Source organism: Tateyamaria sp. ANG-S1 (assembly GCF_000814025.1).
In the GTDB taxonomy this organism is placed as follows: domain Bacteria; phylum Pseudomonadota; class Alphaproteobacteria; order Rhodobacterales; family Rhodobacteraceae; genus Tateyamaria.
In genome coordinates this window covers 907,887-925,807 of sequence record NZ_JWLL01000006.1, presented here as the reverse complement: position 1 = coordinate 925,807, position 17,921 = coordinate 907,887, and the positions used below count along the sequence as shown (strand labels likewise).

Sequence of the window (17,921 nt, the reverse complement as noted above, 5' to 3'; positions counted from 1 at the left end):
CCACCATGAATTTCCACGAGGTACGATTTCCCGCCTCTCTGAGCTTTGGGTCCGTCGGCGGGCCGGAACGCCGGACCGAGGTTGTAACGCTTGCCAACGGGTATGAGGAGCGCAACACACCCTGGGCCCATTCGCGGCGCCGCTATGACGCCGGACTTGGTATGCGGTCCCTGGATGACGTTGAAACCCTGATTGCGTTCTTTGAAGCGCGCATGGGGCAGATGTACGGGTTCCGCTGGAAAGATTGGGCCGACTTCAAGTCGGGCGCCGCCAGCTCGGATCCAGATTTTCTGGACCAGACAATTGCAACGGGAGATGGCGTGCGCGCTGTTTATCCGTTGGTCAAGACATATCGCTCGGGGTCATTTTCCTATGAAAGACCCATTGCCAAACCTGTTGCTGGTTCTGTCCGCGTCGGTTTGGGGCGTGATGAGATGCAGGAAGGTGTCGACTACGAGGTTGATCTGACCACGGGTCTGATCACTTTCCAACACCCTCCCGAAGAGAATGAAGAGATCACGGCGGGTTTTGAGTTTGACGTGCCGGTGCGGTTTGACACGGACCAAATCCAGACATCGGTCGCCAGCTTCCAGGCCGGTACCGTGCCCAATGTTCCCATAATCGAGGTGCGTATCTGATGAGCGGGCAAAGCGACGAATTTCTGGCGCACGCGGCAACGGGCGTGACAACGCTGTGCCGTGCTTGGGCGATTTCGCGCAAGGACGGCAAGACCTTTGGTTTCACCGATCACGATACAGAATTGACCTTTGACGGTGTCACTTTTCGGGCTGACACGGGCTTGTCTGCGGCCGCACTTGCGCAAAGTACGGGCCTGAGCGTTGACAACACGGAAGCGCTGGGCGTGCTGACGGATGCGTCGGTTCGTGAGGACGAAATTGAGGCCGGGCGCTTTGACAACGCCGAGGTGCGGGCGTGGTTGGTAAACTGGTCAGATCCTGATGTGCGCTGGTTGCAGTTTCGCGGCACCATCGGTGAACTTCGCCGCTCGGGTGGCGCTTTTCACGCCGAATTGCGGGGGCTGACTGAAGCACTCAACCGGCCCTTGGGTCGTATTTACCAAAAACCCTGTACAGCTGTGCTGGGTGACCGTGCATGCCGCTTTAACCTGGATTTGCCAGGGTACAGGCACGAGGGCCCTGCGGATCGGGTCATAAATGGTAGGGTGTTTGAGTGGGATGATCTAGCCGGTTTTGAGCCGCAGTGGTTCATGCGCGGGCGCCTTGACGTCTTGTCGGGCGCGGCAGCCGGTTTGTGGGGCATGATCAAGCGTGACGTGTTCGAAAGTGGCGTGCGTCGGATTGAGCTTTGGGAAGCCATACGCGCGGATATCGGGCCTGAGGATCAGGTTCGCCTGACTGTGGGATGTGACAAGAGGTTCGATACCTGTCGCCTGCAGTTCAACAATCTGATCAACTTCCAAGGCTTCCCGGATCTTCCCAGTGATGACTGGATGCTGGCCTATCCGACCTCTGGTGGGGTGAATGGCGGGGGGAGCTTGAGATGAGAGTAGATGCCTTTCGGATCGTTGAGGAAGCGCGCAGCTGGATTGGGACGCCGTACATTCATCAGATGGCTGCGCGTGGTGCGGGTACGGATTGTCTCGGGCTGGTGCGAGGTGTTTGGCGTTCGGTGATCGGGCGGGAACCTGAAGCGCCGCCTGCGTACAGCATGGACTGGGCTGAACCTCAAGGGCAGGAACTGCTTTGGGATGCTGCACTTCGTCATTTGGTGCCGAAAGACGTCGGCCATATGGCTTTGGGCGATGTCATCCTGTTTCGGATGAGAGATGGATCTGTTGCGAAGCATCTTGGCATTCAGTCGCAGGCGGGGGACGCGCCCCGCTTTGTCCATGCGTACAGCGGACATGGCGTCGTCGAGAGCGCGCTGAGCGCCCCGTGGGCGCGCCGGGTCGTGGCCCGCTTTCAATTTCCTGATGTGGAGGCCGGCTGATGGCAACCGTTGTACTTTCTGCTGCTGGAGCGGCGATAGGTGGCTCAATTGGCGGGTCCTTTCTTGGCCTATCTTCGGTAGCTATTGGACGTGCCGTCGGCGCAACCCTCGGGCGCATCATTGACCAAAGGGTTATGGGGCAGGGGTCCGAAGTTGTTGAGCATGGCAAGGTTGACCGTTTTCGCTTGTCTGGCTCAGGCGAAGGTATGCCGGTGTCTCAGCTCTATGGCCGTATGCGGATGGGTGGCCAGATTATCTGGAGTTCGGATTTTCTGGAAACGGTCACGGTGACTGGTGGTGGTGGAGGGGGAGGCGGCAAAGGGTCGCCTTCTGCACCACCGCCTGAGCCGGAAAGGCGCGAGTACTCATACTCGATCAGTTTGGCCATAGCTTTATGTGAGGGCGAAATCACCAGGATTGGACGTGTTTGGGCAGATGGTGAGGAGATCGCGCTGAACGACCTCAACATGCGTTTCTACACTGGCTCGGCTGATCAGCTACCGGATCCGTTGATCGAGGCGATCGAAGGTCAAGGTATGGTTCCAGCGTACCGAGGCACCGCCTACGTCGTCATTGAACGCCTTGAGCTGGGCCGCTTCGGAAATCGTGTTCCACAGTTTTCCTTTGAAGTTGTGCGACCAGAGCCCGCCGACCAGGACGGCGCTGACGAGGAAATGACGCGCGCGATTGAGGCAGTGGCGCTTATGCCTGGAACAGGTGAGTACGCACTCGCGACAACCCCGGTTAACTATGTGGATGCCAATAACGGGCGGTGGAGCGCAAACATCAACACGCCGATGGGGTTGACAGATTTTCGCATTTCCATGGATGCGCTGCAAAATGAACTGCCCAATTGTGAAGCGGCTTCGCTGATTGTGTCGTGGTTCGGAAATGACTTGCGCTGCGGTCAATGCCAAATTCAGCCAAAGGTTGAAAGTTGGGGCGCTGACGGCGAAAACATGCCATGGTCCGTGAGTGGTGTACCGCGCACCGCCGCCAATGTGATCACACAAGTCGATGGCCGTCCGATTTATGGTGGTACACCATCGGACAGATCTGTGATCGAGGCCATTCATGCGCTCGTCGCGGCTGGCAAGAAGGTGATGTTCTATCCCTTTATCTTGATGGATCAGCGCGAGGATAATCCGCTCCCGAACCCGTACAACCCAGAAGAAAATCAGCCGCATTTGCCGTGGCGTGGGCGGATAACACTTTCGCGCGCGCCCGGAGTTGACGGCTCGCCCGACGGAACCGTGGGTGCAGAGGCGGAAGTTGATGCGTTTTTTGGCACCGTTCAAGCCAGTGATTTCTACATCGACAACGAGATACACTATACCGGCCCTGCGGAATGGTCCCTGTCACGTTTCATCCTGCATTACGCAGCGCTATGTCGTGCCGCCGGTGGCATCGAAGCATTTTGCATCAGCTCCGAGATGCGAGGTCTCACCCAGATAAGGGGGGCTGGGAACCGGTTTTACGCTGTTGAAAAGCTTAGAGCGCTTGCCGCGCAAGTGCGGTTGCTGCTTGGGCCTGGCATCAAGATCAGTTACGCTGCTGACTGGTCTGAATACTTCGGCTACCAGCCTCAGGATGGGAGCGGAGACCGTTACTTCCACCTTGATCCATTGTGGGCTGATGACAATATCGATTTCATTGGCATCGACAACTACATGCCGATTTCTGACTGGCGTGATGGCGACGAGCATGCGGATGCCGCGTGGCGCAGCATATACGACCTCGACTATTTGCGGGCCAATATCGAGGGCGGTGAAGGATATGATTGGTACTACGCCTCGGACGCAGCCGCTGCTGCACAGATCCGCACTCCAATCACGGATGGCGCACATGATGAACCTTGGGTTTATCGGTTCAAGGATTTGCGCAACTGGTGGAGCAATGAGCACCATGAACGTGTCAATGGGATAAGGTCGGAAGCTTCGACTGATTGGGTGCCGCAATCAAAGCCGATCTGGTTTACAGAGCTTGGCTGTGCCGCGATAGACAAGGGGACGAACCAGCCAAACAAGTTCCTTGACCAGAAATCGTCCGAGAGCAGTTTTCCGAAATACTCGAACGGTGCGCGGGATGATCTTATCCAGAAACAGTACCTGAGAGCGATGCATTCGCACTGGCGTGCGCCGGCAAACAATCCTGTGTCGGAAGAGTATTTCGGACCAATGGTTGATATGTCACGTGCCTTTGTCTGGGCGTGGGACGCACGTCCATATCCATTTTTTCCCAATTCACTGCGGATATGGTCCGATGGTGAAAACTATCCGCGCGGGCATTGGATCAACGGTCGCACCTCTGGACGCACTCTTGCGTCGGTTGTCAGCGAGATTTGCGAAAGATCCGGGCTAACCCATTATGACACGTCGGAGTTACATGGGTTGGTGCGCGGCTACATTGTCAGCGACGTCACAGATGCGCGTGGTGCATTGCAGCCTTTGATGCTGCGCTTTGCATTCGATGCGGTTGAGCGGGATGGTATTTTAAAGTTCATCACACGGACTGGCCGGAATGCCATCGCTCTAGAGCCTGATTTGCTGGCTCTGAACTCTGATCTGAACGGAAGTCTGGAACAGTCGCGCGAGTCCGAAGCCGATTTGGCGGGGCGCGTCAGGTTGAGGTTTGTGCAAACGGACGGAGACTTTCACGTGCTTTCCGAGGAAGCCGTGCTTGCGGACGAGGCGACGCATGCGGTTTCTACGAGTGAAATCCCGATGGCGCTTACCCGCTCTGAGGGACGGCAGGTCGCAGAGCGTTGGCTGACAGAGGCGCGGATTGCGCGGGAGAGCGTTAGGCTTGCACTTCCACCGTCATTGATCGGGATCGGTGCTGGAGATGTGATCAAGGTCGCTCCGGACCAGTCCGAAGGTGCAGGGCTTTACCGCGTTGACCGCGTCGAACAGAGCGAAATGCAGTTGCTGGAAGCTGTGCGCATCGAACCTGAGAATTACACGCCTTCCGAGCTTTCTGACGAGCTTGCGGGCGTTCGTGAATTCGTTCCACCCGTGCCTCTTACATCGGTGTTCATGGACTTGCCGCTATTGACCGGTCATGAAGTTGAACATGCGCCGCATGTTGCCGTCACCGGATCACCGTGGCCCGGCAGCGTTGCAGTCTACCAATCATCCTACGGCTCTGATTTTGAGCTGAATTCTATCATTGCCGCGCGTGCAAGTGTCGGTTTTCTCAACAGTCCGCTGCTGAGAGCACGGTCTGGCCTTATCGACAATGGCGAGCCGTTGGAGGTGAAGATGATCCACGGTACGTTGCAGTCCATTCCGGACACCGCATTCTTGAGCGGTCGCAACCTTGCAGCCATAGGAGATGGATCGCCAGATAATTGGGAGCTAATACAGTTTAGAGATGCTCAGTTGATTGCCGCGAACCAATACCTGTTGTCACACAGGTTACGCGGGCAAGCTGGCACCGATGCGTTGATGCCCGAAGAGTGGCCGACCGGCTCTTGGTTCGTTTTGATGAACGGTGTTCCGTCGCAGATCACACTGCAGAGGGTGCTGCGGCGCATATCGCAGACATTCCGTATCGGACCGTCGAGGCGCAGCTATGATGATCCGTCTTACACCGAAACGGTGCATGCGTTTAGCGGCAATGGCTTACGCCCCTATTCGCCCGTTCACTTGAAATTGTCGCATGATGCCGGCGGTGTGAATGCGAGGTGGATCAGACGTACGCGACTTGACGGCGACGATTGGGAACTGTTTGATGTGCCGCTTTCGGAGGAAACGGAAAGTTACACGGTACGGGTAATCCAAGCGGAATCCGTTGTCCGTGAAACCGTGGTTCCCTCGCCGAACTGGTACTATTCGACGGCCATGCAACAGGCGGATGGTATGTCCGGCTCATTTGCGATTGCGGTCGCACAAAACTCAGCCCGCTTCGGGCCTGGGCCATTCAAAACAGCTGTCTGGGAGGTGCCGACCGTCTGACATGTCGCCCAAGTTGTCCTGGATACACAATCAATCGTATTCCGGAATGACGCTCATCACGGGTTTGCGTTTGGAGAACTGCCCTTATGTAGGTTAGGGAGAGCATGAAAGGACGCATCATGGCTGACCTACGAACAAATGTCTCTTCCATTGATCCCGTTTGGGATCAGATCACCGAAGAAGCGCGGCAGGCCGTTTCTGATGAGCCTCTCATCGGCGGCTTTGTGCACGCCTGCATCTTGCATCACAAGTCGGTAGAGAAGGCTCTGTCGTACCGGATCGCCGCAAAACTTGCATCAAACGAGATGTCGATGGTGGTCGTCCGCGAGATCGTCGAAGAAGCGTATCAGACATCGCCTGCCCTTGTCGCGGCGGCCCGCGCAGACCTTGTGGCCGTTTACGAGCGTGATCCTGCATGCCACCGTTTGCTGCAGCCGATCCTGTACTTCAAAGGCTATCAAGCGATGCAAGCCTATCGTGTTGGTCACTTCCTATGGAGTGAAGGGCATCGTGATCTTGCCTATTTCTTCCAGATGCGGGTTTCGGAGATCTTTGGTGTCGACATTCACCCGGCCGCCCGTATCGGTAAAGGCATTATGATTGACCATGCCCACTCCATCGTGATTGGCGAGACGGCAGTTGTTGGTGACAATGTTTCGATGTTGCATTCGGTGACATTGGGCGGGACCGGTAAAGAGGAAGAAGATCGGCATCCCAAGATCGGCGACGGTGTTCTGATCGGCGCGGGAGCAAAGGTTCTTGGCAACATCAAGGTTGGCAACTGCAGCAGAATTGCCGCGGGGTCGGTCGTTCTGGAGGAGGTACCGCCCTGCAAAACCGTTGCTGGTATTCCGGCCCGTATTGTGGGTGAGGCAGGGTGCGATCAACCGTCGGTCTCAATGAACCACATGTTGGGCAAAGATCAATAAATCAAACCTGTAAGAAAAAGGCCGGAGCGTCGCTCCGGCCTTTTTATGCCGCTTTAGGCCAGCATGGCCAACGGGTTTTCCAGATTTTCCACTATAGATTGCAGTAGCTGAGCGCCGAGCGCGCCGTCGATGACGCGGTGATCGACAGACAGAGTGACAGACATCACTGTCGCAACTTCAAGTTCACCATCTTTGCCAACAACTGGTTTCTTCACCCCAGCGCCAACGGCAAGAATGGCGCCATGAGGTGGGTTGATGACAGCGTCGAAATTGTCGATGCCGAACATTCCAAGGTTTGAAATCGCAAAACTGCCGCCTTGATATTCGTGTGGCGCCAGTTTCCGGTCACGTGCACGGCTCGCCAGATCCTTCATCTCGGCTGACAGGGCAGAGAGTGATTTCTGATGGGCGTCCTGGAGGACAGGTGTGAACAGGCCTCCTTCGATCGCAACGGCGACGGCAACATCCGACGGGGTCAGTTTGAGGATTTTGTCCCCCGCCCAGACCGCGTTTGCGTCTGGAATTTGTTGCAAAGCGAGTGCACAGGCTTTGATGATAAAGTCGTTCACCGAAAGTTTCACGCCACGTTCCGCCAATTGACCATTCAGGGTCCCACGGAACTCAAGCAGGGCATCCAACCTGATATCGCGACGCAGGTAGAAATGCGGAATGGTTTGCTTGGCTTCTGTCAGGCGCGCTGCAATGGTCTTGCGCATTCCGTCGAGCTTGATCTCTTCGTAGTCCCGTCTTTCGTACATTTTGGCAATCGCGTCGCCTGATGGACCTGCCGGAGCGGCGGCGGGTGTCGGCGCGGACGCCGCCGCTGCTTCTGCGGCTTTCGCAGGCGCTGCTTTGGCCTTTTCCACATCTGCCTTGACGATCCGACCATGGGGGCCAGAGCCTTTGATCGCGCTCAGGTCCAGACCCTTTTGCGCGGCGATGCGGCGGGCCAGGGGAGAGGCGAAGATGCGGGTGCCGTCTTTGGACGAGGCGGCTGGGGCCGGTGCTGTGGTTTCGGTGGATGGCGGAGGTGCGCTGTCGGCTTTCGCCTCGGGTTCGGGTGCCGCGGCTGGTGCGCTGCCGATGTCATCCGCGCTTTCACCGTCTTCCAGCAACATGGCGATCGGCGTGTTTACTTTGACGCCTTCAGACCCCTCGGGCACCAGGATCTTGCCCACGGTGCCTTCATCGACGGCTTCGAACTCCATCGTCGCCTTATCCGTTTCGATTTCGGCCAGAAGATCGCCGGACGACACCGTATCTCCCTCTTTCACAAGCCACTTCGCAAGCGTGCCTTCCTCCATCGTCGGAGACAGCGCGGGCATGAGAATTTCTGTCGGCATGTCTGCGGCTCCTTAACGGTAGGTGACTTGCTTAACGGCTTCGATCACCTCGGCCGTGGTGATGAGCGCGTGCTTTTCGAGGTTCGCGGCGTAGGGCATCGGAACATCCTTGCCTGTGCAGTTGATCACTGGCGCATCCAGATAATCGAATGCCTGCTGCATGATGACCGAACTGATGTAGTTGCCGACGGACCCTTGGGGCCAGCCTTCTTCCACGGTCACGCAGCGGTTGGTCTTCATGACCGAGTTGAGGATCGTGCCAGTGTCCATCGGGCGCAGCGTGCGCAGGTCGATGACCTCGGCGCTGATGCCGTCTTCGGCCAGCTTGTCTGCCGCTTCGAGCGCGTATTGCATCCCGATGCCGAAAGAGACAATCGTGACGTCCTCGCCTTCGCGCCAAACGCGGGCCTTTCCAAAGGGCACGGTGAAATCATCCATGTCCGGCACGTCGAAGGTGCGGCCATAGAGGATTTCGTTTTCCAGGAAGATCACCGGGTTGGGGTCGCGTATGGCGGTCTTCATCAGACCTTTTGCGTCGGAGGCCGAGTATGGCATGACCACCTTGAGGCCCGGGACCTGCATGTACCATGCCGCGTAATCCTGCGAGTGCTGGGCGCCCACGCGGGCAGCTGCACCATTGGGGCCGCGGAAGACCATGGGCGCACCCATCTGACCGCCGGACATATACAGCGTCTTGGCGGCAGAGTTGATGATCTGGTCGATCGCTTGCATGGCGAAGTTGAAGGTCATGAACTCGACGATGGGACGCAGGCCGCCGAACGCCGCACCTACACCGATCCCGGCAAAGCCATGCTCGGTGATCGGAGTGTCGATGACGCGCTTGGCGCCGAACTCGTCCAGCAGACCTTGGGACACTTTGTAAGCGCCCTGGTATTCGGCGACTTCCTCACCCATCAGGAACACGGTGTCGTCGGCGCGCATCTCTTCGGCCATGGCGTCGCGCAATGCCTCGCGGACGGTCTGTTCCTTCATGGCCGCGCCTTCAGGCCAGTCAGGCGTCAGCTCAACCTGTGGTGCGGCAGGCGCTGCGGCGGCAGCGGTCGGCGCAGGGGCTTCTGCAGCGGGGGCTTCGGCTGCTGGGGCAGGGGCCGTGGACATGTCACCCACCTCTTCGCCTTCTTCCACGAGAACAGCGATGGGGGTGTTCACCTTCACCCCTTCGGTGCCTTCCGCGATCAGGATCTTGCCTACGATGCCTTCATCGACGGCCTCGAACTCCATTGTCGCCTTGTCAGTCTCAATCTCGGCCATGATGTCGCCGGAGGAAACGGTATCCCCCTCCTTGACCAGCCACTTCGCCAGCGTGCCTTCCTCCATCGTGGGGGACAGGGCGGGCATCAGAATTTCGGTTGCCATGTCAGTGTCTCCCTTCAGGCGTTCTGCGGCGCCGCGTCGGCGTAGATGTCAGTCCAAAGCTCTTCGAGCGCAGGCTCGGGGCTTTCTTTCGCGAACTCGGCAGAGGCGTTCACGATCTCCTTGATCTCTTTGTCGATGGCCTTCAGGTCATCTTCGCTGGCGTGCTTGCCGGTCAGCAGCATAGAGCGCACGGCCTCAATTGGATCGCGCTCATCGCGCATCTTCTGCACTTCCTCGCGGGTCCGGTACTTGGCCGGGTCGGACATCGAGTGGCCGCGATAGCGATACGTCTTGATCTCCAGGATATACGGGCCCTTGCCCGAGCGGCAGTGGGCGACAGCCTTCTCGCCTGCGGCCTTCACGGCCAGCACATCCATGCCGTCCACTTCCTCACCGGGAATGCCATAGGCGGCCCCACGCTCCCAATAGCTGGGCGACTTGGTGGACCGCTTGGTCGATGTGCCCATGGCGTACTGATTGTTCTCAATGACAAAAATGACGGGCAGGTCCCACAGCTCGGCCATGTTGTAGGCCTCATAGACCTGGCCCTGGTTCGCAGCACCATCGCCAAAATAGGTAAAGGTGACGCGCCCGTTGTCCTTGTACTTGTCGGCAAAAGCGAGGCCCGCACCCAGCGGCACCTGCGCCGCGACAATCCCGTGACCGCCATAAAAATGCTTCTCTTTCGAGAACATGTGCATGGAGCCGCCCTTGCCCTTGGAATAGCCACCCTCGCGGCCCGTCAGCTCGGCCATCACGCCGTTGGGGTCCATGCCACAGGCCAGCATGTGACCGTGATCGCGGTAGGATGTGATGCGCTTGTCGCCGTCCTCGGCGGCGGCCTCCAGCCCGACAACGACCGCTTCCTGACCGATATACAGGTGACAGAACCCGCCGATCAGACCCATGCCATACAGCTGACCGGCCTTTTCCTCAAATCGGCGGATCAACAGCATGTCGCGGTAATAGCCCTTGAGCTCCTCCGCGGACACATTCGGTTTCGTCTGGGCTTTGCGCGCAGCCATGTGGCGACCTCCCTGAAAAGAATAGTTTAGCGTTAAACTATCCCCTACAGGATTCGGTTCCAAAGCGCGACCGTCAATTTGCCGCAACGGCAACCTGATGCATAACAGCCATGTTTTGCGGGGGGATCAGCGGATCACGATCTCGTCGCTGCGCAACATTCCCAAGATGCTGCGCGCCTGTTCATCCAGCAGATCCAGGTCCAGAAAGTCGTCCGACAGCCGCTTGGTCAGGTTTTCCATCTGTGCCACCTGCGCCTGCACCTCGGCCAGTTGGCGGGACAGATCACGCGCCTCGGCCTCGATCTCGGCCCGGCGGAACACACCGAAATCACCCTGCACGGCGGCAAAGGTAAAATAGGTCCCAAGCGCAAACGCGATCGAGAAAAAGACAAATGTGCCCAAAGCGGGACGTGCGGTGCGGGTCATACTGTTCTGCCTCTGATCCGCCTCTGCGGGGCGGTTTTGACCACTATGACACAGGTGATTCGCGCTGTGAATCCCCTTTATTTCAATTGGCTGTCATCGGCGGACGACACGTCCGCCTTACTATCGTAAGGCGCATCCTGATGCGCCCCGGCCGTCAGTGTTTGCCCATCACCTGTGCCGCAATCCGGGTGCTGATCCCGCGCGGGCTCAGACGCGGTAGAAAGGCCATGACCTTGTTCATCACCCCCGGCACCACGATCCGCTTTCCAATCCGCGCCTGAAGCCAACCTTGCTCGGCCACATCCTTGGCTTTCATGGGCTTCGTCACCTTCAACAGGCGCACGCCGTCCATATCCGCGTCGTCAAAGAAATTTGTGGCGGTCGCACCGGGGCAAAGGGCTGTGACGGTCACCTTGGAGCCGCGCAATTCCTCGGCCACCGCCTCGGACAGCGACAGGACGTAAGCCTTTGTGGCATGATACACCGCCATGTTCGGACCGGGGGTAAAGCTCGCCACGGACGCGACGTTCAGGATACGCCCCTTGGGCAGCCCATTCATATGCGGGATCGCCAGCTTCATCAGCCGCGTCAGCGCCAGCATGTTCACGTTGATCGAGTTCAACTCGCGGGCCCATCCCTGACCCTCGTCAAAGGGCCCGTTATAGCCAAGCCCCGCATTGTTCACGAGCACGTCAATCTCGCGCCCGTCCGTGGCCTCAGCCCACAGCCGCTCAACCTCGTCCATGTCCGACAGATCGGCAGGGATGACCACCACCTCGACACCCCGCGCGCGCACCTCGTCCGCAACGGCGTTCAGCTTGTCCTCGGACCGCGCCGTCAGGATCAGGTTGCGCTGTTCTTTGGCCGCGATGCGCGCAAATTCCACGCCCAAGCCCTCGGATGCGCCGGTGATAAGTGTCCAGGCCATGTGATGATCCCCGTATTTACTGCCTCAATACGGGGTCATATGGGGCCGGGGTGTCACGCCGCCAAGCGGCATGCGCGCTTATTGCATCAATGCCGCGACGCCGGGCAACTCCTTGCCCTCCATCCATTCCAGAAACGCGCCGCCGGCGGTTGAGATGTACGTAAAGTCCTCGGCCACACCCGCCTGATTCAGAGCCGCAACCGTGTCACCGCCGCCCGCGACGGTGACGAGCTTGCCCGCTTTGGTCAGCTCTGCCGCCGCTTTGGCCGCCGCCATGGTGGCCGTGTCGAAGGGCGCAATTTCAAAGGCGCCCAGCGGCCCGTTCCAGATCAAGGTTTCCAAATCGTCAAAACACCGCGCGATGGCCTCTGCCGCCGCATCGCCTGCATCCAGCACCATCTGATCGTCAGCGAGCGCCGTGTCTTGCCCAAGGGCAATCACTTCATGCGCCGCACCCGCCTTGAACTCCCGCGCGACGCGCCCGTCGCTGGGCAGGATCACCTTGCACCCGGCCTCTTTCGCAGCCGCCATGATGTCCCGCGCGGTGTCATGCAGATCGGCTTCTTGCAGAGACGCGCCAAGGTCCGCGCCCTGCGCAGCAATGAAGGTGTTCGCCATGCCGCCGCCAATGATCAGCACGTCGATCTTCTTCACAAGGTTCTGCAGCAGGTCCAGCTTGGTCGACACCTTGGCCCCGCCAACCACGGCACCCACTGGGCGCTTGGGCGTGGACAGCGCAGCCTCCAGCGCCTCCAGCTCGGTCTGCATCAACCGACCTGCGCAATTGGGCAACAGATGTGCAACCCCGGTGGTTGAGGCATGCGCTCGGTGCGCGGCCGAGAAGGCGTCGTTGCAAAAGACATCGCCCAGCGTCGCGAGGAACTGCGCCATCTGCGGATCGTTGGCCTCTTCCATTGCCGAGAAGCGGGTGTTCTCCACAAGGATCACCGCGTCGCTTGACTGCTGATCAATCCAGTCCCGACTGGGACGTTCGACAAAGGTGACAGGGCAGCCAAACGCCTCTTCCAGTGCAGGCACCAACGGCTGCAAGGACATCTCCGGATTGGGCTGGCCTTTTGGCCGTCCGAAGTGGGCGAGCAGCACCGGGCTGCCGCCCTTGGCGCGGATGTCGGTGATGGTGGGCACGATCCGTTCGATCCTTGTGGCGTCTGTGACGCGGCCGTTCTCCATGGGGACGTTGATGTCCACACGGGTCAGCACGCGCTTGGACTTGAGGTCCATGTCATCCAGCGATTTCCAGCCCATCTCGCGCACTCCTTCATTCAGCGGTCGCCCCTTCCATCGCGGCAAATGTCCCTTGGGTCAACCGGGTGACTTGTCCCTCGGCGTCCACAGGCTTAGGTAGGTGCCCAACCTGAATGGAAAGAGGCAGACATGGCCGAGATCAAAGACCCTGAAAACACGATCCTGATGGAGCTGAAGGGCGGCACCGTCACCATACAGCTGCTGCCCGACGTGGCCCCGCAGCACGTGGAACGGATGAAGGAACTGGCGCGCGCTGGCGAGTACGACAACGTCGCGTTCCACCGCGTGATCGACGGCTTCATGGCGCAGACGGGCGACGTGCAGCACGGCGACATGGAAGACGGGTTCAACATCCGCATGGCGGGCACCGGTGGCTCGGACAAACCCGATCTGCCTGCCGAGTTCTCCAAGATCCCGCACGCCCGCGGCTCGCTGGGTGCCGCCCGGTCTGCGAACCCGAACAGCGCAAACTCGCAGTTCTTCATCAACTTCAAGGACAATGATTTCCTGAACGGGCAATACACCGTCTACGGCCAGGTCATCGAAGGGATGGAGCACGTGGATGCCATCACCCGCGGCGAGCCGCCAGCCGAGCCCGACCGCATGATCAGCGTGAAGGTGGCCGCTGATGTGGCGTAACCTGATCGCTGCCGCAGCCCTCGCTGTCCCCGCGGGGACAGCCCTGGCGTCGGGACTTGAGATCGAAGTGGCGGGGGAGGCTAATGGAACCATCGCCATTGATCTGCTCGAGGATACGGCGCCGCAACACGTCGCGCGCATCATGGCGCTGGCCGAGGGTGGCGAGTATGATGGCGTTGCCTTTCACCGCGTGATCGACGGGTTCATGGCGCAGACGGGCGACGTGCAGTTTGGCGATACAACCGCCGACTACAACGGGCGTCGTGCGGGGACCGGTGGTTCGGATCAACCTGATCTTCCGGCGGAGTTCTCGGACATCACTTTTGATCGTGGCGTCGTCGGCATGGCGCGGTCGCAGAGCCCGAACAGTGCCAACAGCCAGTTCTTTATCATGTTCCAGCCGGGGCCGTTTCTGGACGGGCAATATACCGTGGTTGGCCGTGTGACATCGGGGCTTGAGGTGCTGGATCAGATCAAGCGCGGGCATCCGCGATCTGGTGCCATTGAAGGGCGGCCGGATGTCATGACGAAGGTCACTGTGACCGAGTGAAAATCTGTCCCCGCGGGGACAAATTGGAGGGGCGCGGGATTTTCGCGCCCTTTTTTGTTGCGAAGACAGGTGGTTGCGCAACGACGCTCACCTTACCTGGAAATTTACGAAGGTTAAGGTTTGGTTACGCTGCGTGTCAGCCAGCCCAAGGCGGCGCTGATCAGGGCGAGCGTAGTAGCGATCCAGGCGAGCCCCGAAAAGGCTGCTGTCATGGCGGCGGTGTGGCCTGCCGTATCGCTTGCTACGCCGAAGCTCGCCGTGCCGCCTGCGCCCGCATAGAGGGCCGCAATGATGCCGCCCACGGCGGCGACGGAGATCAGACTGGCCATGCGGGTTACCGCGTTGTTGATGCCTGACGCGATGCCGGACTGTGTCTCATGTACGGCGGCCATTACTGCGGTAGAAAGCGGTGCTGCAACGGCGGCCATGCCGAGACCGACGAGGCACATGGCAGGCAGGATGTGGCCCCAGAAATTCTGCGCGGGCGCGAGGAGGGCCATGGTGGCGTAGCCCATGGCCACGACGAGCGAGCCGCCCATGAGCAGTGGGGCGGGGCCGATGCGGTCGGCGAGTTTGCCCGCGCGGGCCGAGAGCAAAGATATGAAGATCGACATCGGTGCGAAGGCGGCGGACGCTTCAATCTCGCTCAGGCCCCAGCCTGTGATGAAGGTCATGGGCATGAAGAAGAACATGATCGAGAGCGCGGAATAGAGCGTGAAGCTTAGCGCGTTGGCAGCGGAGAATGGGCGGGACGCAAAGAGCGTGAGCGGCATCATGGGATGCGTGCTGCGGCTTTGGGTCCAGATGAAGACCAGCAGCATCATGGCTCCACCCGCGAGCCAGAGTGTGGCGTTGCCGCCGTGGTCGAGCGAGGTGAGGCCCCAGGCGATGGCGAGAAGGGCGAGGGTGGCGGTGAGGGCACCGCTGATGTCCACGTTGGCCTCGTCCCTTTTCGGGTCCTCGGCCAGATGCTGCCAGAGCAAGTAGAGCGCGACGCCGCCAAGCGGCAGGTTGATCGCGAAAATCCAGCGCCACATCTCGGGGCCGCCGATGGTCAGGGCAAGCCCGCCGATAATGGGTCCGGCTGCGGTCGTCAGCGCAGAGGCAGCGGCCCAGATACCGATGGCGCGCCCCCGGCTGTCCCTAGGGTAGGCGCGGGCGATCAGCGCCAGTGAACCGGGTACCATGATGGCGGCCCCGATCCCCTGCACCGCGCGTGCGATGATCATGAACCATGGGCTTGGTGCAATGGCGCAGAAGATGGAGGCCACGACAAAGAGTATGATGCCGAGGCCGAAGACGCGGCCCAGTCCGAAGCGGTCGCCCATGGCCCCGCCCACAAGGATAACGGCCGAGAGGGTGAGCATGTAGGCGTTGTGAATCCACTGCGCCTGCATCAGATCGGCGCCCAGACTGTCGCGCATGGCGGGCAAGGCGATGGCGACAACATGGCCGTCTATCAATCCGATGGATGTGGCGAGAACAGCGGCGGCAAGGATGTAGGGACGGCTGCGTTCCGCGCAGAAGCCCGCATGAAAAACGGGCGCCGCAGTGGTCTGGGGCGCCCGTTGATCTGTCATGTATAGAATTTAGCCGTTTTGCTGAGGCGCGGGGGCCGGTTGCTGCGGCTTGGGCTTGTTGCCACCGGCGTTCAGCGGATCGTCCTGACGCTGCACGGAGCCTTCGAAATGGGCACCGGACTCGATGGCGATGGTCTTGTGGATGATGTCGCCTTCGACACGGGCTGTCGACGTCAGGCGCACTTTAAGGCCACGCACGCGGCCCACGATGCGGCCGTTGATCACGACATCGTCTGCGACGACTTCGCCCTTGATCGTGGCGCTTTCACCGATGGTCAGCAGGTGGGCGCGAATGTCGCCTTCGACCGTGCCTTCGACCTGGATGTCGCCGGTGGTTTTCATGTTGCCGGTGATGTGCAGATCAGCCGACAGCAGCGAGGCGGGTGGTTTCGCCTTGGGCGCGCTGGCCTTGAATTCGCTTTGCGGCTTGGGCGCTGCGGGGGCAGGGGCGGCCGGTGCCGCGGGTTTGGCCGCATCGGAACTGGGGCCAGGTTCGTTGATTTTGCTCTTAGAAAACATCGTTGGCTGCCTTGATATAGATCATCGGGTTGACGGCTTTTCCGCCGACGCGGACTTCGTAGTGCAGATGCACGCCAGTGACCCGTCCGGACGCTCCCATATCACCTATCCGGTCCCCGCGCGAGACCTTTTGACCAACTTTCACACGAAGCCGTGAGAGATGCGCGTAGCGGGTTTCAATCCCGAATTCATGTTGAATTTTGACAAGTCGCCCGTAGCCCGATTGCCAGCCTGCATGGGTGACGACGCCGTCGGCTGTGGCGTAAAGCGGTGTGCCGTTCGCGGCGGCGAAATCGACGCCGTTGTGCATCCGCCGTCCGCCGGTTTTGGGGTCGCGGCGGAAGCCGAAGCCGGATGTGAAGCGGAAGGAGTCCTTGACCGGTGTCGCAAACGGCGCCTTTTCCGCAGCGATCCGGTAGAGGTTGAGCGTGTCCATCTGGTTCAGCAGACGGTTGGCGCGGCGTGTGTCGGGGCTGGGCTCTTCCCCGCGGGTCGAGAACGACAGGGGTGTGAGCGGGCCACCCTGGCCGGAGTAGCCGCGCCGCACCTCTTCGATGATCTGGTCGGTCGGCATGCCTGCGGCGCGGAACATCTTGTCCAGCGGTGCGACGGAGACGGTCATCGCCTCTTCGAGCTGGCGGAAGATCTGGTCGTTCTGCTCTTTCATGAGCGCAATCTCGGTGGCCATCTCGTCGGCGGCGAGCAGGGCGTCCTGCGCGTCCTTTTCGATCTGGTCCCGTTCGGCGGCGGTTTTGGCGAGCGCCTGGGCTACAAAATCTATGGGTGCCCCACCAGAATTTGCGGCCAGCGCCGTGCCCGCCCCACCGGTTTCGACCTGTTCCTGAAGCTCTGCCAGCTGGGTGCGTGCGGCTTCGCGGTCTTTCATCGTGCCGCGCAGCGTGGACTGGATCACTTCGATCCCGGTCTCAAGTTCGCGGCGGCGCGTCTCGGATGCGAGGAGTTCCGATTGCATGACCGAGATCTGTTCGAGGGCGGCGTTAAAGCGGTTTTGGGCGGCGAGCGCTTCCTCTGCGCGAGCGTCGCGCTGGCCTGCAAGATCGTTCAGTCGTGCCTGGTATGTACGTTGATCACGCTTGGCCTGTTCGCGGAAATTGCCCGCTCCGATGCTGTCCATGAGCAGGATAGCGGTGGCGATGATGGCCCAGGCCACGAGGAAGGAGCTGCCCGTAAATGCGATCAGTTGGGTGCCGGGTCGGAGGCGGATGAATCGGGTGTCATTGTCCGATTTCAGAAACACGCGCCGCTCCGGGAAATAACGTTCCAGTAGGCCGTGCCATTTGATCGCGAGGCGTGTCCGCAAAATCCTCGTCCCTTGTCCCATCCCAGTCCCGGCGTCAATATCCCCAAACACGACACCTTAACGCCTGTGCATAAAGTCACACCGCTTTGGC

Annotated in this window: 16 protein-coding genes; 7 read left to right on the top strand and 9 right to left on the bottom strand. The window is 59.9% G+C overall.

Going from position 1 to position 17,921, the window contains the following annotated elements:
* The first annotated feature begins 5 nt into the window (after positions 1 to 5).
* The 5 genes from RA29_RS15895 (at position 6) to cysE (ending at position 6,856) form a co-directional block, all read left to right on the top strand.
* Complete coding sequence (locus tag RA29_RS15895; protein ID WP_039687512.1) at positions 6 to 638, top strand: DUF2460 domain-containing protein; 633 nt, start codon at positions 6 to 8, stop codon at positions 636 to 638.
* Positions 638 to 1,525 carry a DUF2163 domain-containing protein gene (locus RA29_RS15890; RefSeq protein WP_039687510.1) on the top strand — a complete coding sequence of 296 codons (888 nt, stop codon included), beginning with the start codon at positions 638 to 640 and terminating at the stop codon, positions 1,523 to 1,525. Before RA29_RS15895 ends, RA29_RS15890 begins: the two co-directional genes overlap by 1 nt.
* Positions 1,522 to 1,971, top strand: coding sequence for an NlpC/P60 family protein (locus RA29_RS15885; RefSeq protein WP_039687508.1), 450 nt, complete (start codon positions 1,522 to 1,524; stop codon positions 1,969 to 1,971). The genes RA29_RS15890 and RA29_RS15885 overlap by 4 nt, the downstream gene beginning before the upstream one ends.
* Positions 1,971 to 5,927 carry a glycoside hydrolase/phage tail family protein gene (locus RA29_RS15880; protein ID WP_039687506.1) on the top strand — a complete coding sequence of 1,319 codons (3,957 nt, stop codon included), beginning with the start codon at positions 1,971 to 1,973 and terminating at the stop codon, positions 5,925 to 5,927. The genes RA29_RS15885 and RA29_RS15880 overlap by 1 nt, the downstream gene beginning before the upstream one ends.
* Positions 5,928 to 6,046: 119 nt before the next feature.
* Positions 6,047 to 6,856, top strand: coding sequence for a serine O-acetyltransferase (cysE, locus tag RA29_RS15875; RefSeq protein ID WP_039687921.1), 810 nt, complete (start codon positions 6,047 to 6,049; stop codon positions 6,854 to 6,856).
* A 53-nt stretch (positions 6,857 to 6,909) separates the two neighbouring features.
* Here cysE and RA29_RS15870 read toward each other — a convergent pair whose 3' ends face one another.
* From RA29_RS15870 to RA29_RS15845, 6 genes are all read right to left on the bottom strand, one after another.
* On the bottom strand, positions 6,910 to 8,199 hold the full coding sequence (locus RA29_RS15870; protein WP_039687504.1) for a pyruvate dehydrogenase complex dihydrolipoamide acetyltransferase: 1,290 nt from the start codon (positions 8,197 to 8,199) through the stop codon (positions 6,910 to 6,912).
* Positions 8,200 to 8,211: 12 nt separating this feature from the next.
* A complete protein-coding gene (locus RA29_RS15865) occupies positions 8,212 to 9,576 on the bottom strand; it encodes a pyruvate dehydrogenase complex E1 component subunit beta (RefSeq protein ID WP_039687502.1) in 1,365 nt (454 codons plus the stop codon).
* 14 nt (positions 9,577 to 9,590) lie between these two features.
* Complete coding sequence (pdhA, locus tag RA29_RS15860; RefSeq protein ID WP_039687501.1) at positions 9,591 to 10,601, bottom strand: pyruvate dehydrogenase (acetyl-transferring) E1 component subunit alpha; 1,011 nt, start codon at positions 10,599 to 10,601, stop codon at positions 9,591 to 9,593.
* Positions 10,602 to 10,727: 126 nt separating this feature from the next.
* Positions 10,728 to 11,027 (bottom strand): septum formation initiator family protein, encoded by a 300-nt coding sequence (locus tag RA29_RS15855; RefSeq protein WP_039687499.1) that lies wholly within the window; start codon positions 11,025 to 11,027, stop codon positions 10,728 to 10,730.
* Positions 11,028 to 11,181: 154 nt separating this feature from the next.
* A complete protein-coding gene (locus tag RA29_RS15850; RefSeq protein ID WP_039687497.1) occupies positions 11,182 to 11,955 on the bottom strand; it encodes an SDR family oxidoreductase in 774 nt (257 codons plus the stop codon).
* Positions 11,956 to 12,033: 78 nt separating this feature from the next.
* Complete coding sequence (locus RA29_RS15845) at positions 12,034 to 13,221, bottom strand: phosphoglycerate kinase (protein WP_039687919.1); 1,188 nt, start codon at positions 13,219 to 13,221, stop codon at positions 12,034 to 12,036.
* 129 nt (positions 13,222 to 13,350) lie between these two features.
* Between RA29_RS15845 and RA29_RS15840 the strand changes: the two genes are divergently transcribed.
* The gene (locus tag RA29_RS15840; RefSeq protein WP_039687495.1) at positions 13,351 to 13,860 is read left to right on the top strand and encodes a peptidylprolyl isomerase; all 510 of its coding nucleotides are present in this window, start codon (positions 13,351 to 13,353) and stop codon (positions 13,858 to 13,860) included.
* Positions 13,850 to 14,410, top strand: a complete 561-nt coding sequence (locus RA29_RS15835) for a peptidylprolyl isomerase (RefSeq protein ID WP_039687493.1) — start codon at positions 13,850 to 13,852, stop codon at positions 14,408 to 14,410. Before RA29_RS15840 ends, RA29_RS15835 begins: the two co-directional genes overlap by 11 nt.
* Positions 14,411 to 14,523: 113 nt before the next feature.
* Here the strand turns inward: RA29_RS15835 and RA29_RS15830 are convergent, their stop codons facing one another.
* Genes RA29_RS15830 through RA29_RS15820 form a run of 3 tightly spaced genes read right to left on the bottom strand, consistent with a single transcriptional unit; the run spans position 14,524 to position 17,830 of the window.
* Positions 14,524 to 15,990: an MFS transporter gene (locus RA29_RS15830; RefSeq protein ID WP_039687491.1), complete on the bottom strand. Its 1,467-nt coding sequence runs from the start codon at positions 15,988 to 15,990 to the stop codon at positions 14,524 to 14,526.
* A 9-nt stretch (positions 15,991 to 15,999) separates the two neighbouring features.
* Positions 16,000 to 16,509, bottom strand: a complete 510-nt coding sequence (locus tag RA29_RS15825; RefSeq protein WP_039687489.1) for a polymer-forming cytoskeletal protein — start codon at positions 16,507 to 16,509, stop codon at positions 16,000 to 16,002.
* Complete coding sequence (locus RA29_RS15820) at positions 16,499 to 17,830, bottom strand: M23 family metallopeptidase (RefSeq protein ID WP_039687487.1); 1,332 nt, start codon at positions 17,828 to 17,830, stop codon at positions 16,499 to 16,501. The genes RA29_RS15825 and RA29_RS15820 overlap by 11 nt, the downstream gene beginning before the upstream one ends.
* Positions 17,831 to 17,921: the final 91 nt, after the last annotated feature.